Raw genomic sequence first — 15,758 nt, forward strand, 5'->3', positions numbered from 1 at the left:
CTCCTCTCGGCACGCGGGCTTTGCCGTTCAAAGGGCCTCCAGCGCATCCCTGAGCCTCTTCAGCAAGGTGATGTCGGGGTCGGTGACGACGGGCAACGGGTCGGGGGTGGACGGCGGGGCGTGCGGGGCATGCGGGGCGTGCGGAGCCACCAGCCCCGCCGCGGTCAGGCGCCGTACGTCCACCAGCGTGTGGAACGTGGGCCGGCCGAGCTCCCGCGCGATGTCCGGCGCCGAGCGCGCGCCGTCCACCAGGGTCAGCACCGCCGCCTGCCGTGGCGGCACGGCGGGGGCGGCCCCGAGGGCGGTGCGGAGCAGCGGCGCGCCGTCCGCCCACGGGTCCGGCCAGATGCGGTGCAGCAGTTCGCGGCGGCGCAGGGTCTCGCGCTCCACGGCGGCGACCGGGACCGGCCGCACCGGTCCGAGCCAGTGCCCGGTGCCGTAGCGGAAGCGGCCCGGGGCGCTGCTGGGGGCCAGCGCGAAGTACGCGGCGTCGTACAGCGCCCCCAGGTGGCACAGCTCCAGCGTCCCCTGGGTGACGCGCCGGGCGTCGAGCAGGAGACGGCCGGCGCCGTGCCGCTCGTCGGCCCGGTCGGCCGCCTGTCGCCAGCTCTCGGCGTCGAGGGTGCCGTGCGTGGTGAGCAGGACATCGAGGCCTGGGGCGAGCGGGCTCTCGGCGTGCACCACATGGCCGTCGGCGAGGTAGAGCGTGCCGCACTCGCGCACCAGGACACCCGTGGCCCGCTCGGCCGCGAGCCGGTTCAGCATGGGCGAGAGGCCCGTCGCCGCGGGCTCGTCGGCCGTCGTCTTGTTCCGCACCGGCAGCCGGGGCGGCGGAGTCGTCCTGACCACGGTCATCCCAGCACCAGCCGTCCGGCCATCTCGCCCAGCCGGATGCGGGCCAGCGCGAGGTTCCCGTCCGCGCGGGCCAGCCACAGGTGCAGGAACACACTGCTGTCGAACGACGTCGGCACGAACCGCAGCAGGTGGTAGCTGTCGTGGTTGCTGATGATCAGATCTTCGACCGGGGGGTCCGGGCGGGCCGCCTCCCCGGCCGCGTCGCCGGCCTCCGCCGCGGCCGCGGCACCGGGCGCGAACGCCCGCTGCTCGGCGGCCAGCCGCGCCAGCTCCGCGGCCTCGGCGGCCGACGCCTCGTGGTCGCCGCCCGGGGCGTCCCCGACCGTGCCCAGGGCCAGCCCGCTCGTCCAGTCGACCAGCGATGCGCCCAACGCACCGGGCAGCCGCATGGCCTCCAGTAGGCACTCGTCGATTCCGGGCACCGTCGCTCCCCTCCCGCCTGGGGTTCGGCTGAGTGACAGTGAAACTACGCAACGTGTGTGCGCCGGGTGAGTCTTCTGGCATTTTCCGGTGGAACATGCGCGCGGTGGCTAGCATGGGTCAACTGACCTTGTTTTCAGCGCAGTTGATCACCCATCAAGTGCGCAGGTCACCGGCTTGCGTCAACGGCGCCCGGACGTCGGCAAGGTGGTGAGCGCGGCGGCGTGCGCCCCACCCGACTCGGCCACGATCTCCTCCGCCGTCTGCGGCTCGCGCACCGTCGCGAAGGCGACACCCCCGGCGCCGTCCGGCGCGAAGCCGTAGATCCCGGGCCGGGCCAGGGAGTTGTAGCCGTAGTGGTGCGCGAAGTAGTACGCGCCCGTGTCCAGCGCCGCCGCGTAGTCGCCCTGCCCGAGGAGCGGCAGTCTGCATCCCCGGGCCAGCAGGTCGCCCGCGAAGCAGGCGGGGCCCGCCACGTCCTGCACGACCGCCGGCCCCTCCTTGGGCCGCCCCTTGTCGTCGTACCCGGCGATCCGCAGCGGCCAGGCCCCCGGCGCGTACACCGTCCGCGTCGCGACCTGCACGCCCGCGTGCGTGACCGCGACCGGCCGCCCGCCCGCGCTCTTGGCGTACTCCACCCGGGCCACCACCGTCCCGTGCTTGGCCAGCAGCGACCGCCCGAACTCGGTGACCAGCCCGTACCGTCCGGCGAACAGTCCCGGCACCGCCTCGCTCAGCAGTCGCGCGTACTGCGCGTACGTCGGCGTCGTCACGTCCGAGGAGAAGTTCACCGGCAGCCCGCCGCCGATGTCGATGGTGTCGATCTGCTGCCGCCCGATCCGGCGGTTGATCTCCTCGGCGAGCGCGTAGGTCTCCGCGATGCCCTGCGCCATCAGCGACAGCGGAACACCCTGCGACCCGGTGTGCGCGTGCAGCCGCGACAGCCACGGCCGCTCCGCATACGCCCGTACGACCCACTCCCGCGCCCCCTCGTCGCGCAGCGCCACCCCGAACTTCGAGGTCGCCGTGGCCGTCGACAACGCCTCGATGGAGCCCGCCCCGACCTGGGGATTCACCCGGATGCCGAGAGGAGAGCGGCTGGTGGCCGACCTCATCAGCCCGTCCACCCGGTCCAGCTCCTGCGGATTGTCCACGTTCACGGCGATCCCCAGGGCCAGCGCCTCGCGCAGCTCGGCCGGCGTCTTGGCGGGGGAGTCCAGGACGGTCAGGGCCGGCGGCAGCCCCGCCGCCCGCGCCAGCGCCAGCTCGCCCGCACTCGCCACCTCCGCTCCGATCCCCGCCTCCCGCAGCAGCCGCAGCACCGGCACCAGCGGGGTCGCCTTCACCGCGAAGGCGTGCAGCACGGGTGTCCCGGGCGCCACGACCGCGTCGAACGCCGCCCGCAGCTCCGCCGCCGACTCCCGGATACCGGCGACGTCGAGCAGACCCACCAGCGGCACGCCCGGCCCGAGCAGCCCCTGCTCCACGGCGGCCCGCACCGCCTCGTCCCGCCGCCCCGCCCGCGCCTCGTCGATCCCGTCGCCCACAGCGACCCCCGTCCGTCCGTCTCCGGTGTCTCCGGTGCCTCCGGTGTTCACACATCCAGCCAAACACCCACGACGCGGGCGTGCGGGACATCCCGATGTATTGACTAGTTCTATTCAGAGGTTCAGGATGTGAATAACTCATGCACGCTTCTAGGAGGCAGACCATGTCGGGACCCCGCCCCGTACGAGCGCCGCGCGGTACGGAACTGAGCGCCCTGGGATGGCAGCAGGAAGCCGCCCTGCGGATGCTGCAGAACAACCTCGACCCCGAGGTCGCCGAACATCCCGACAAGCTCGTCGTCTACGGCGGCACCGGCAAGGCCGCCCGCGACTGGCGCTCCTTCGACGCCATGGTCCGCACGCTGCGCACCCTGAAGCAGGACGAGACGATGCTCGTCCAGTCGGGCCGCCCCGTCGGCGTCATGCAGACCCACGAGTGGGCCCCGCGCGTCCTCATCGCCAACTCCAACCTCGTCGGCGACTGGGCCAACTGGGAGGAGTTCCGCCGCCTGGAACAGGCCGGACTGACCATGTACGGCCAGATGACCGCCGGCTCCTGGATCTACATCGGCACCCAGGGCATCCTCCAGGGCACCTACGAGACCTTCGCCGCCGTCGCCGCCGAGCTGCATTCACTGGGCAAGGGGGGCGGCACCCTCGCCGGGACGATCACCCTCACCGCCGGCCTCGGCGGCATGGGCGGCGCCCAGCCGCTCGCCGTCACCATGAACGACGGCGTGGCCATCTGTATCGACTGCGACCCCCGGGCCATCGAGCGGCGCATCGAGCACCGCTACCTCGACGTGAAGGCCGACTCCCTCGACCACGCCCTCCAACTGGCCGTCGAGGCCCGCGACGCCCGGCGCCCGCTGTCCATCGGCGTCCTCGGCAACGCCGCCGACCTGCTCCCGCAGCTCCTGGCCATGGGCGCCCCCATCGACATCGTCACCGACCAGACCTCCGCCCACGACCCGCTGGCCTACCTGCCGACCGGCGTTGCCTTCGAGGACATGGCCTCCTACGCCGCGAAGGACCCGGCCGGCTTCACCACCCGCGCCCGCGAGTCCATGGCCCGGCACGTCGAGGCGATGGTCGGCTTCCTGGACGCCGGCGCGGAGGTCTTCGACTACGGCAACTCCATCCGGGGCGAGGCGCGGCTCGCCGGGTACGACCGGGCGTTCGCCTTCCCCGGCTTCGTGCCTGCCTACATCCGGCCGCTGTTCTGCGAGGGCAAGGGTCCCTTCCGGTGGGCGGCGCTGTCCGGCGACCCCGCCGACATCGCCAAGACCGACAAGGCGATCCTCGACCTCTTCCCCGAGAACGAGTCCCTGGCACGGTGGATCAGGATGGCGGGGGAGCGGGTCCACTTCCAGGGCCTGCCCGCGCGCATCTGCTGGCTCGGGTACGGCGAGCGGGACAAGGCCGGTGAACGGTTCAACGACATGGTCGCGAGCGGTGAGCTGGCCGCTCCGCTGGCGATCGGCCGGGACCACCTGGACTGCGGTTCCGTCGCCTCGCCCTACCGTGAGACCGAGGCGATGCTCGACGGGTCCGACGCGATCGCCGACTGGCCGCTGCTGAACGCGATGGTGAACGTGGCCTCGGGCGCGTCCTGGGTCTCCCTCCACCACGGGGGCGGCGTCGGGATGGGGCGGTCCATCCACGCCGGACAGGTGACGGTCGCCGACGGTACGAAGCTGGGCGGGGAGAAGATCCGGCGGGTGCTGACGAACGATCCCGGAATGGGTGTGATTCGGCACGTGGACGCGGGGTACGAGATCGCGGAGTCGGTGGCGGACGAGCGAGATGTCCGGGTGCCGATGCGTGAGGGTGAGGCGACGTGAGCGAGCTCGGCGGGGACCGTCCGGCGGGGACTGATGCCTCGTCGCCGGGCGCGGGTCGAGCTGCGGCCGGGTCCTCCTTTCACCAGATGTGGCGCGAGCTGCACCCCCTTGGTCGCCATCCCGACACCCAGGGCTACCGGCGTTTCGCCTGGACCCCCGCCGACGCCGAGTGCCGGGCCTGGTTCCAGGGGCAGGCCGAGGCCCGCGGGCTGGCCTACGAGGTCGACCGGAACGGCAACCAGTGGGCCTGGCTGGGGGATCCGGGCGCCGGGGACGCCGTCGTCACCGGGTCGCATCTCGACTCCGTGCCCGACGGCGGGGCCTTCGACGGGCCCCTCGGGGTTGTGTCGTCCTTCGCCGCCCTGGATGAACTCCGCACGCGAAACGTGACGTTCGCCAAGCCCCTCGCCGTCGTCAACTTCGGTGACGAGGAGGGCGCCCGGTTCGGGCTCGCCTGTGTCGGGTCGCGGCTGAGCGCCGGCCGGCTCACCGTCGAGCAGGCGCACCGGCTCACCGACGGGGACGGGATCACGCTCCCGCAGGCCATGGAGGCCGCCGGACACGACCCCGAGGCCATCGGGGCGGACCCCGAACGCCTCGCCCGCGTTGGCGCGTTCGTGGAACTGCACGTCGAGCAGGGGCGGGCCCTCGACCTGTCCGGCGACCGCGTCGGCATCGCGAGTTCCATCTGGCCGCACGGGCGCTGGCGGTTCGACTTCCACGGGGAGGCCAACCACGCCGGTACGACCCGGCTCGTCGACCGGCGCGACCCCATGCTGCCGTACGCCGAGACCGTCCTCGCCGCCCGCCGCGAGGCACGGCTCGCCGGTGCCGTCGCCACCTTCGGCAAGATCGCCGTCGAGCCCAACGGTGTCAACGCCATCCCCTCTCTGGTGCGTGGCTGGCTCGACTCCCGCGCCGCCGACCAGCACGGCCTCGACCAGGTGGTCTCCGGCATCGAGAAGGCGGCCCGCGAGTACGCCGCGAGCCACGGCGTCGACCTCGACGTGGTCCGTGAGTCCTTCACACCCGTCGTCGAGTTCGACCACGCCCTGCGCGACGAACTCGCCCGCGTCCTCGGCACGGACACGGACCTCAAGGTGCCGGTGCTCGGCACCGGGGCCGGGCACGACGCCGGCATCCTCTCCGGGACCGTCCCGACCGCCATGCTGTTCGTGCGCAACCCCACAGGCGTCTCGCACTCCCCGGCCGAGTTCGCCGCCGAGGACGACTGCGTGGCCGGGGTGCTCGCACTCGCCGACGTACTGGAAGGACTGGCCTGCTCGTGACGCAGACGTACTGGCTGGAGCACGCCTGGCTCGACACCCACGTCGAACCGGGCGTGACCGTGGAGACCGGCGACGGCCGCATCACCCACGTCCGCACCGGCACCTCAACCCCGCCACCCGGCGCCGAGATCCTGCGCGGACTGACCCTCCCAGGGCTGGCCAACGCCCACTCGCACGCCTTCCACCGGGCCCTGCGCGGCACCGTCCAGGTCGGCTCCGGCACCTTCTGGACCTGGCGCGAGGTCATGTACACCACGGCCGACCGGCTCACCCCGGAGACCTACCACGCGCTCGCCCGCGCCGTGTACGCAGAGATGGCGCTGGCCGGGATCACGGCCGTCGGCGAGTTCCACTACGTGCACCACGCCCCCGGCGGCACCCCCTACGCCGACCCCAACGCGATGGGCGAGGCCCTCGTCGCGGCCGCCGCCGACGCCGGGATCCGCATCACCCTCCTCGACACCGCGTACCTCTCCTCCGGCTTCGGACAGCCGCCCGACACCCACCAGCTCCGCTTCTCCGACGGCAGCGCGGAGGCCTGGGCCGAACGCTGTTCAGTTCTCAAGGAACGGGATCACGCGCGGATCGGGGCGGCCATCCACTCCGTGCGGGCCGTGCCGGCCAAGGAGCTGGCGACCGTGGTGCGCTGGGCCGAGGAACGGCGGGCCCCGCTGCACGTCCACCTCTCCGAACAGACCGCCGAGAACGACGCCTGCGAGCAGGCCCACGGCTGCACGCCCACGCAGCTCCTCTCCGAACACGGTGTCCTCGGACCCCGCACCACTGGCGTCCACAACACCCACCTCACGGACGCGGACATCGCGCTGATCGGCGGCAGCGGGACCGGCACCTGCATGTGCCCCACCACGGAGCGGGACCTCGCGGACGGCATCGGCCCGGCCGCCGCCCTTCAGCTGGCCGGCTCCCCGCTCTCGCTCGGCTCCGACAGCCACGCCGTGATCGACCTGCTCGAAGAGGCACGCGCGATGGAGCTGAACGAGCGCCTGCGCACCCGCACCCGGGGCCACTGGACGGCCGCCGCCCTGCTGCGGGCCGCCTCCGCCGACGGCCACGCCGCCCTCGGCTGGGAGGACGCCGGCACCATCGAGGCCGGCGCGCTCGCCGACCTCACGACGATCGCGCTCGACTCGGTCAGGACAGCGGGACCGCTTCCGCGGCTCGCGGCCGAGACGGCCGTATTCGCTGCGTCGGCAGCAGACGTGTCGCATACGGTCGTGGGGGGACGGCACGTCGTACGGGACGGGGTGCACCGCCTCGTACCGGATGTGCCGAAGGCCCTCGCGGACGCCGTCGCAGCCCTGCGCGGATGACCCCGGGCCGCCCGCCGGCGCGGCCCGCCTCCGCCTCCGAGCCCCACCCCACCGCCGACCAGGCCAGCAAGGACGCCATGAGCAACGCGACGACCGACAGCCCCGCCCACTCCGCGAGCACCGCGAGCACGCTCATCACCAACATCGCCGCCCTGGTCACCAACGACCCCTCCCTCGGTGACAACTCTCCCCTCGGACTGGTCCAGGACGCGGCCGTCGTCATCGAGGGCGACCGCATCGCGTGGACCGGTGATCAAAGCAAAGCACCCGCCACTGACAACCGGGTCGACGCGGGCGGCCGGGCCGTCCTGCCGGGCTTCGTGGACTCCCACTCCCACCTGGTCTTCGCGGGCGACCGCACACAGGAGTTCAACGCCCGCATGTCCGGCCGGCCCTACAGCGCGGGCGGCATCCGGACGACCGTCGCCGCCACCCGGGCCGCGAGCGACGCCGAGCTGGAGGCCAACCTCACCCGCTACCTCGCCGAGGCCCTCCGCCAGGGCACGACCACCTTCGAGACCAAGTCCGGCTACGGCCTGACCGTCGAGGACGAGGCCCGCGCCCTGCGCATCGCCGCCGCCCACACCGAGGAGGTCACCTACCTCGGCGCCCACATCGTCTCCCCGGAGCACGCCGGCGATCCGGCCGCGTACGTCGCCCTGGTCACCGGCGAGATGCTGGACGCCTGCGCGCCGCACGCCCGGTGGATCGACGTGTTCTGCGAGAAGGGCGCCTTCGACGGCGACCAGGCCCGCGCGATCCTCACCGCGGGCAAGGCGAAGGGCCTGCACCCGCGCATCCACGCCAACCAGCTGTCCTACGGCCCCGGCGTCCAGCTCGCCGTCGAACTCGACGCGGCCAGCGCCGACCACTGCACCCATCTGACCGACGCCGACGTGGACGCCCTGGCCCACAGCCGCACGGTCGCCACGCTGCTGCCCGGCGCCGAGTTCTCCACCCGCGCCGAGTGGCCCGACGCCCGCCGCCTCCTCGACGCCGGCGTCACCGTCGCCCTGTCCACGGACTGCAACCCGGGCTCGTCGTTCACCTCGTCCGTGCCGTTCTGCGTCGCGCTCGCGGTACGGGACATGCGCATGACCCCGGACGAGGCGGTCTGGTCGGCCACGGCGGGCGGCGCGGCGGCCCTGCGCCGCGACGACATCGGCCGCCTCGGCCCCGGCGCCTACGCCGACCTGATCCTCCTGGACGCCCCGAGCCACGTTCATCTGGCCTACCGGCCCGGTGTTCCGCTGGTGTCCGAGGTCTGGCGCAGGGGCGTACGGGTGGCCTGAGCCGCCCACCGGGCACCCGGACAGCGCCGCGGCTCCTCTGTACCAGTCTCAGCCTCATGATCGGAGGCTGGGGCCGGCGCAGAAGAGCCGCGAGGCAGTCCGCTGTGTGGGGTTTTGTTGTCCCGTGTCGGATTTACTCCTCCACGGTGAGTCCCTTGCGGAGGCGTACGAGCGTCCGCGACAGCAGTCGCGAGACGTGCATCTGGGAGATGCCCAGCTCGTCGCCGATCTCCGACTGGGTCATGTTGGCGACGAAGCGGAGGGAGAGGATCCTTCTGTCCCGCTGCGGGAGCTCGGCGATGAGCGGCTTCAGGGACTCGACGTACTCGATGCCCTCGAGGCCGTGGTCCTCGTAGCCGATCCGGTCGGCGAGCGCGCCCTCGGAGTCGTCCTCCTCGGGCTGGGCGTCCAGGGAGGAGGCGGTGTACGCGTTGGACGCCGCCATGCCCTCGACGACCTCGTCCTTGGTGAGGCCGAGGCGTTCCGCCAACTCCTGGACGGTGGGGGCCCGGTCCAGCTTCTGGGCGAGCTCGTCGCCGGCCTTGGCCAGGTCGAGCCGGAGCTCCTGGAGCCGCCGCGGGACGCGTACGGACCATGAGGTGTCACGGAAGAAACGCTTGATCTCGCCGACGATGGTTGGCATCGCGAACGTGGGGAACTCGACTCCCCGGGAGAGCTCGAAGCGGTCGATCGCCTTGATCAGGCCGATGGTGCCGACCTGGATGATGTCCTCGAGGGGCTCACTGCGGGAGCGGAAGCGGGAGGCGGCGAACTTGACCAGGGCGAGGTTGAGTTCGACGAGGGTGTTGCGGACGTACGAGTATTCGTGGGTGCCTTCCTCGAGCGACTCCAGACGCTCGAAGAGGGTTTTCGACAGGGCCCGCGCGTCGACGGGTCCGACCTCGTCGTACGGGGGTATCTCCGGAAGTCCGGACAGGACGTCGTCCTGGTCGGCGAGTACGCCGTGGTCCTGTTCGATGGGATCCAGATGTTCCGGAGGGGGTGTCGACGTCGTCGTCCGGGTATGCGAGGCGTCGAGCCGGGGTGACATGATGTCCTCCATCGTTCTCGGCATAAGGCTGCCGGAGCCAGTTCGTGCACTGCGGTGTGCGGCGCCTCCAAAGCCGGCCGTGTCGGGTACGTGTCCTTACTAGCCCTACCCGCTTTCCCGAGCCGCCCGCAAGTGCGTTTGGTTCGCAAATGTCCGTTTGTGGGTGGTTGTTCGGGTGTCGGAGTGTGTGAGGAAGGCGTAGTGTTCGAGGGCGTCAGTCAGCAGCCACGACCTCGGGAGAGAGACGGCATGGACCACGGGACGGTCGGCAGCGCGCAGTCGGGCCGGCTTCTGGTGGAGGTGCGGCAAGAAGGCTCCAGTGCCGTCGTGACTCCGGCAGGTGAGTTGGATCACCACACGGCCGATTTGTTGCGTGAGCCACTCGAGGATTGCCTCGACAAGGGCCTCAGTCGGCTGGTCGTCGACTGCTCGCGCCTGGAGTTCTGCGACTCCACCGGGTTGAACGTTCTGCTCGGGGCCCGGCTCAAGGCGGAGTCCGCCGGAGGCGGGGTGCATCTGGCGGGGATGCTGCCCGTAGTCGCACGGGTCTTCGAGATCACGGGCGCGGACGCGGTCTTCACCGTGCACGAGACGGTCGAGGCGGCCCTGGCCGGCGACGCCGGCTGACCCGGCGGACGGGACCGGTGAGACGACCGCCCTTCGCGGCCCGCCCTTCGTGCCTGTTCACCGCAGCCTCCCCGACGCTCTTGCGTCGGCACGTCCCGCACGTCACATCTTCCAAGCCGAACAGAGGGGTGTTCTGCCGGTTCGCCCGGGCAGGAGACAACCTGAACATGTCGGTGGCAAATGGTGGCGGGAGGACGCGGAACCGGCGTTCCGGAGCCAGAATCGAGGACGACCGGCCGTGAATCCGGAAGGATCGCCGGTGGACCGAGCCGGAACCGTGTGTACTGCAAGAGCCGTGTGTACTGACTGACCGGACAGAATGACTTTTGAATCGTGAACTGGTGAATCGGTGAGGTGAAGCGCTGATGAGCACCACCCGGCCTTATTCGCCGGGCTCCCCTGAGCCCAGCGGCGCTTCCGGGGCGTTCCATGGAGGCGACGCGCCGGGGTCCGGGGCGACCCCGGGGGGCGTGCCGGGGGGCAGTGCGTCCGGCGACGGCACGGCCGTGCCGTCGGCCACGACGGGGGCACCGGGGGCGTCCGCGACGCCGAGCCCGGCCGGAGCGGCGTCGACGGGCCGCCAGGTCCGCCGGCTGAGCTTCGACGACGTGAGCGGGGTCGTACCTCTCGCCCGTGACTTCGCACGTCAGGCACTGTACGCGTGGGGCTGGCTGCCCGCCGCGACGGCCGACCAGCGGGCCGCCGCCGAGGACGTGCTGCTCGTCGTGTCCGAGCTGGTCACCAACGCCTGCCTGCATGCCGAGGGGCCGGACGAACTCCAGATCGGCTGCGACAACAAGGTGATCCGCGTCGAGGTCTCCGACCGCGGCACCGGCCAGCCGGCCCCCCGCACCCCGCACCGCGCCGGTCGCCCCGGCGGTCATGGCATGTTCATCGTGCAGCGACTCTGCCTGGACTGGGGCGTCGTCCGCATCCCCGGCGTGGCCGGAAAGAAGGTCTGGGCAGAACTGGGCGCCCCGGCGTAACCAACGCCACACCTGCGGCGCTCGACGGCGACCCCCGCCGCCGTGCGCTCACGGCGCCGTCCCGCCCCGCGCCTCGCCTACGCCCGACGTGCCCGCCCAGCCGCACTGCCGCACGTACGCCACGTCCGTCCTTCCCGTCCGGCGTGCTCGCGCGGTCCTTCCCGTCCGGCGTGCTCGCGCCGCGCTTCCTCCGGCGGGCCTGCGCCCGCGCCGCGCTTCCCGTCCGGGCTCGCCGCGTCACCCGGGCCGCCCGCGCGGCGTCGGCCCACCTGTCCCTGCTGTGCCCCGCACCGCGCCGGCCCCTCCCGCGCCCGGCTCCCGATCCCCACAACTCCGGTCCGCCCGTGTCTTCCTTCCTCACGTACCCGGGCGTACCTTGACGGACCGATCTGATGTGCCGTCAGAAATGAGGGGACCGTGTCGAATCAGAAGCGAACCGCCGCGCTCGCGACTGTCGCGGCCCTGGCGGGGTCGGCGGTGTGGGGGGCCGCACCGGTGGCCCGGGCCGCGGTCGTCGACGTCAACTACGCCTGCGAGACGCCCATCGGCGACAAGAGTGCCGTCTCGCCGATCGACATCAGGGGCGTCAGAAGCGGCTCCGGCTACAAGATCACCATGTCCTGGCAGAAAGGCGTCTCCTCCAGCCCCATAGAGCTGGGCAAGGGCGCGATGAACCCGAGCGCCACCGTCAAGCTGGGCGGCGCGGACAGCGGCACCGTCACCGTCACCGGCCCCGCCAACCAGACCGCGATCCCGGCCGACACCCCCATCAAGATCAACGACCTGTCCGGCACGTACATCCCGAAGAAGACCGGCAAGGTCACCTTCACGGCCGGCGCGCTCACCATCAAGGCCCTCGGTACGACCACCACGTGCACCCCCACCACCAACCCCGGCGCGTCCCTCACCCTCGACGTGACGGCGGCGTCCGGTGGCGGGTCGGGCGGCTCCGGCGGCACGTCCGGGACCGGTGGCGCGCAGACCGGCGGCGACTCCGGCGCCCGGCTCCCGCAGACCGGCCCCGAGGACTCCGCCATCGCCCTCGGCACACTCGGCGGCACCGTGCTGCTCGCCGGCGCCGCGGGCGCCCTGTGGCTGACCCGGCGCAACCAGCCGGTACGCACCCGCCGCTGACCTCCGCCGACCCGCTGGAGTCGACCGACCCGGAGTCGATACCACCGCTGGAGCCGCCGATGTCGTTCGCCGCCCGTGTCCTGTTCCTGGCCGCGCTGTGTGCCCTGGGCCCGATCCCCGCGGCCGGCGCCGCCGACGGCTGGTCCCTCGCGCCCTCCGGCGGCGGGCGGCCGTCCTTCTACGCCGAGGGCGTCCCCGGGGCGGACCTGCGGGACACGGTGTCCGTGACCAACCGGAACACGCGACCGGTCACCGTACGGCTGACCGCCACCGGCGCGCCGGTGACCTTCGCCGAGGCCGCCGTCCGGATCCCCGCCCGCACCCGCGCCGACATCCCGTTCACCGTGCGCCTCCCGGCGGACAGGGCGACCGGCGACCGTACCGGCGCCATCGTCGCGCGGGACGCCGACGGCCGGCACACCACCGTACGGCTGCTGCTGCGCACCGGCGGCCCGAAGCTCGCCGCGCTGACCGTGGAGCACGTGGCAGTACGCGGCGACCGCATCACGTACGAGCTGGTCGACCGGGGCACGACGGCCCTCACGCCGCGCCTGGAGGTGCGGGCGGACGGGGTCCTCGGCCGGGTTCTGGACCGCGCCCCGCGCACCCTGCCCGTCGAACTCGCCCCGGGCAGCCGCCTGAGGCTCACCGAACCGTGGCCCGACCCGCCCGCCCTGGACGCGGTGGACGTCCGGCTGACGGCGACCGCTGCGGGCGGCGCGCGCGAAACCGCGCAGGCCTCCGCACGGTTCGTGCCGTGGGACGCGGTGGCGGGCACCGCGGCCGCCGCGCTGCTCGCCGGGACCGCCGTGGCCGTACGGCGGCGAGGGCGTCGTAAGGACGAGCGAGCGGTCCCCGAATCCCCCAGCCCGGAGGCCGGGTTTACGGGAGCGGTGGGATGAGCGGCGGGCGGCGGATCGTGACCGCGCTGGTGGCGGTGCTCGCGCTGCTCCTGCTGCCCCTGGCGGGCACGGCCGTTGCGGACGGGCCGACCGTCAGGCTGGACAAGTCCCAGGCGGGGACAGGGGGTTCGATCACCGCGAGCGGGAGCGGCTGGCGTCCCCGGACGCTGCTGATGCTGCTGGTCTGCGGGCAGTCGGTGCCCTCGCGGGGGGTGCTCGGCGGTACCAACTCCTGCGCCAACGCGGACGGCCGGGCCGTCACCACCGACGCCGGCGGGCACTTCAGCAGGAGGCTGCCGGTGACCGAACCGCCGGTGCCGTGCCCGTGCGTGGTGCACGTGGCCACCGTGACGGGCGCGAAGGCGGAGGCTGACGCCGTCTTCCAGGTCGCCGGGCACCCCGTCCGGCCGCTGCCCGAGCAGACGGCCGGCGGACGTCTCTCGGTGCTCACCGACACCCGGCTGGAGGGCTCCAGCGGCCTGCTGACCTGGTTCGGGGCGCCACCGGCCCGCACGCTCGTCCTCACCGTCGGCAACGTCGGCCCCGGCCCCGTGAAGAACCCCGTCTTCCAGGTCGGCACCGCGCACGGCGTGTTCGCCCCGCAGTGGCAGGAACAGCAGTGGCGCGGCACCCTCGCACCCGGTGGCAAGGCACGGATCAGACTGCCGGTCGAGCTCGCGGCCGGGGCGCACGGCGACTACACGGTCTCGCTGAAGTACGGCGGGAAGGTCCTCGCCGAGCAGCCGTGGGCCGTGGGCCGTCCCTGGGGCGTGACCCTGTTCTGGCTCCTGCTCTGCCTGGTCGTGCCGACGGCCCTGTTCCGCATCGGCATGGCCGTGGTGGACCGGGTCCGGCCCCGGAGGCCGGGACACGGCGGCGGGGGCGGGACACAGCCCGGCGCGGCGAGCCGCACCCGGCCCGGCGGCGCGCGCCGGACGTGGCCCGGACTCGGGCTCCCCGGCGGTGCCCGGTTCCGTGGCCGGCGCCCGCCCGAACGCACCGCGCGCCTGCCGGGGTTCGGCGCCGCCGACAGCGCGTCCCCGACGTCCCCGACCCTGCCGTGGTTCACCCCGGACTCCGACCCGGGCACGCCCGGCCGGCTCTCCGCACCGCACGACGACAGCCCGACGAGTCCTACGACTCCCACCAGGAAGGGACCCATGTGAGAACGCGAAGGAGAGCGGGCGCGGCGGGCGTCGCGCTGCTGTGCGGCGGGGCGGCCGCCCTGCTGGGCGTGGCGGTGGCCACCCCGGCGCAGGCCGCCGAGGTGTCGTACGCGACCAAGTGCATACCGCCGGCGGGCGTCGGCCTGCCCGACGTCGAGGGCACCACCAAGGTCGAGATCACCGCACCGGCGACGGCGAAGGTCGGCGACACCGTCGACGTCGTCTGGAAGTTCACACAGGCCGCATCGAAGAACCCCGACATCATCGACCTGCCCGCGAACTCGGTCCAGCCGTCCGGCACCCTGAAGGCGGCCGGCGCGCAGACAGCCGACATCGCGCTGCAGGGGCCGCGGGAGAACCCTGCCATCCCCAAGGGCGGCGCCATGGTGCTGTCCGACATGAAGGGCACCCTGAAGCTGACGGCGGCGGGGCAGGTGACGCTGACGCCGGACGCGTACACGGTCAACGCCATGGGGACCGACACCAAGTGCGCGCCGACGCAGGCGGTCGCCTCGGCGGCGACCATCACGGTGACGGCGGGAAGCGGCGGTACGCCGAGCACCACGCCGGATCCGACGGGCTCCGGGTCGACCTCACCGACGCCGTCCGGCAGGCCCAGCGTGTCACCGAGCCTGACCCCGACCGGCGACGGCGGGCAGACCGACTTCACCGGCAAGCAGGTCCAGGTCCCCTACGCCTGCAGGACGCCCATCGGCGACAAGGAGGCGACCTCGCCGGTACAGATCAACGCCAAGAAGAACGGGGGGAGTTACGACCTCACCGTGAAGTTCGGGAAGTCGGTGATGGACAGCCCGGCGAACATTCCCAAGGGCTCGGTCGAGCCGTCGATGCAGATCGTCCTGGGCGGCGCGGACACCGGCTCCGTGCAGGTGGCGGGCCCGGCCAACGCGGCGGACATCAAGGCGGGCGACCCCATCGAGATCCCCGACCTGACCGGCACCTACAAGCCGGGCGCGTCCGGCAAGTCGACGCTGTCGCCCGGCACCCTGACGATCAAGGCCCTCGGTACGACCACGACCTGCACCCCGAAGCAGTCGCTGGTCTCCCTCACCCTGGACACCTCCAAGCAGGAGGGCGGCGCCTCGGGCGGATCCTCCTCCGGCGGCACCTCCGGCGGTTCGGGCGGTACGTCGTCCTCCGGCGGCCTCGCCGAGACCGGCGCCGCCGACCACGGCAGCCTCAAGGCCCTCGCCCTGGTCGCCGGTACAGCGGTCCTCCTGGGCGGTGCGGTCTTCACCCTCCTGCCGGGCAGGCGAACGCGCTGACCCGCACCCCGCACAAAACCAGGGGGCC

The 15,758-nt window shown here is 72.9% G+C and carries 14 protein-coding genes; 10 read left to right on the forward strand and 4 right to left on the reverse strand.

The window, feature by feature from the left end; translation table 11 throughout:
- Positions 1-27: 27 nt before the first annotated feature.
- The 3 genes from IG99_RS24445 to IG99_RS24455 form a co-directional block, all read right to left on the reverse strand.
- Positions 28-855 carry a hypothetical protein gene (locus IG99_RS24445; protein ID WP_037677134.1) on the reverse strand — a complete coding sequence of 276 codons (828 nt, stop codon included), beginning with the start codon at positions 853-855 and terminating at the stop codon, positions 28-30.
- Positions 852-1,277 (reverse strand): hypothetical protein, encoded by a 426-nt coding sequence (locus IG99_RS24450; RefSeq protein WP_037677142.1) that lies wholly within the window; start codon positions 1,275-1,277, stop codon positions 852-854. Before IG99_RS24450 ends, IG99_RS24445 begins: the two co-directional genes overlap by 4 nt.
- Before the next feature lie 180 nt (positions 1,278-1,457).
- A complete protein-coding gene (locus IG99_RS24455) occupies positions 1,458-2,822 on the reverse strand; it encodes a type III PLP-dependent enzyme domain-containing protein (RefSeq protein WP_037677146.1) in 1,365 nt (454 codons plus the stop codon).
- Positions 2,823-2,986: 164 nt separating this feature from the next.
- Here IG99_RS24455 and hutU point away from each other — a divergent pair, with 164 nt between their 5' ends.
- From hutU to hutI, 4 genes are all read left to right on the forward strand, one after another.
- Positions 2,987-4,666, forward strand: coding sequence for a urocanate hydratase (hutU, locus tag IG99_RS24460; protein WP_037677148.1), 1,680 nt, complete (start codon positions 2,987-2,989; stop codon positions 4,664-4,666).
- 86 nt (positions 4,667-4,752) lie between these two features.
- Positions 4,753-5,955 (forward strand): allantoate amidohydrolase, encoded by a 1,203-nt coding sequence (locus IG99_RS24465; protein WP_037677150.1) that lies wholly within the window; start codon positions 4,753-4,755, stop codon positions 5,953-5,955.
- Positions 5,946-7,286, forward strand: a complete 1,341-nt coding sequence (locus IG99_RS24470; protein ID WP_107056012.1) for a formimidoylglutamate deiminase — start codon at positions 5,946-5,948, stop codon at positions 7,284-7,286. Before IG99_RS24465 ends, IG99_RS24470 begins: the two co-directional genes overlap by 10 nt.
- A complete protein-coding gene (hutI, locus tag IG99_RS24475) occupies positions 7,283-8,578 on the forward strand; it encodes an imidazolonepropionase (protein ID WP_037677155.1) in 1,296 nt (431 codons plus the stop codon). The genes IG99_RS24470 and hutI overlap by 4 nt, the downstream gene beginning before the upstream one ends.
- 133 nt (positions 8,579-8,711) lie before the next feature.
- Here the strand turns inward: hutI and IG99_RS24480 are convergent, their stop codons facing one another.
- Positions 8,712-9,641 carry an RNA polymerase sigma factor SigF gene (locus tag IG99_RS24480; RefSeq protein ID WP_037677156.1) on the reverse strand — a complete coding sequence of 310 codons (930 nt, stop codon included), beginning with the start codon at positions 9,639-9,641 and terminating at the stop codon, positions 8,712-8,714.
- A gap of 237 nt (positions 9,642-9,878) precedes the next feature.
- Here IG99_RS24480 and IG99_RS24485 point away from each other — a divergent pair, with 237 nt between their 5' ends.
- From IG99_RS24485 to IG99_RS24510, 6 genes are all read left to right on the forward strand, one after another.
- On the forward strand, positions 9,879-10,256 hold the full coding sequence (locus IG99_RS24485; RefSeq protein ID WP_037677288.1) for an STAS domain-containing protein: 378 nt from the start codon (positions 9,879-9,881) through the stop codon (positions 10,254-10,256).
- Between the two features lie 365 nt (positions 10,257-10,621).
- Complete coding sequence (locus IG99_RS24490) at positions 10,622-11,242, forward strand: ATP-binding protein (protein WP_037677159.1); 621 nt, start codon at positions 10,622-10,624, stop codon at positions 11,240-11,242.
- A 417-nt stretch (positions 11,243-11,659) separates the two neighbouring features.
- On the forward strand, positions 11,660-12,376 hold the full coding sequence (locus IG99_RS24495; protein WP_037677160.1) for an LPXTG cell wall anchor domain-containing protein: 717 nt from the start codon (positions 11,660-11,662) through the stop codon (positions 12,374-12,376).
- Positions 12,377-12,435: 59 nt separating this feature from the next.
- On the forward strand, positions 12,436-13,278 hold the full coding sequence (locus tag IG99_RS24500; RefSeq protein WP_037677163.1) for a COG1470 family protein: 843 nt from the start codon (positions 12,436-12,438) through the stop codon (positions 13,276-13,278).
- Complete coding sequence (locus IG99_RS24505; RefSeq protein ID WP_037677165.1) at positions 13,275-14,444, forward strand: hypothetical protein; 1,170 nt, start codon at positions 13,275-13,277, stop codon at positions 14,442-14,444. The genes IG99_RS24500 and IG99_RS24505 overlap by 4 nt, the downstream gene beginning before the upstream one ends.
- Positions 14,441-15,730 (forward strand): hypothetical protein, encoded by a 1,290-nt coding sequence (locus tag IG99_RS24510; protein WP_051865845.1) that lies wholly within the window; start codon positions 14,441-14,443, stop codon positions 15,728-15,730. The genes IG99_RS24505 and IG99_RS24510 overlap by 4 nt, the downstream gene beginning before the upstream one ends.
- The last annotated feature ends 28 nt before the right edge of the window (positions 15,731-15,758 follow it).

The sequence above is a fragment of the Streptomyces griseus subsp. griseus genome (genome assembly GCF_000720255.1).
Lineage (GTDB): Bacteria > Actinomycetota > Actinomycetes > Streptomycetales > Streptomycetaceae > Streptomyces > Streptomyces griseus_I.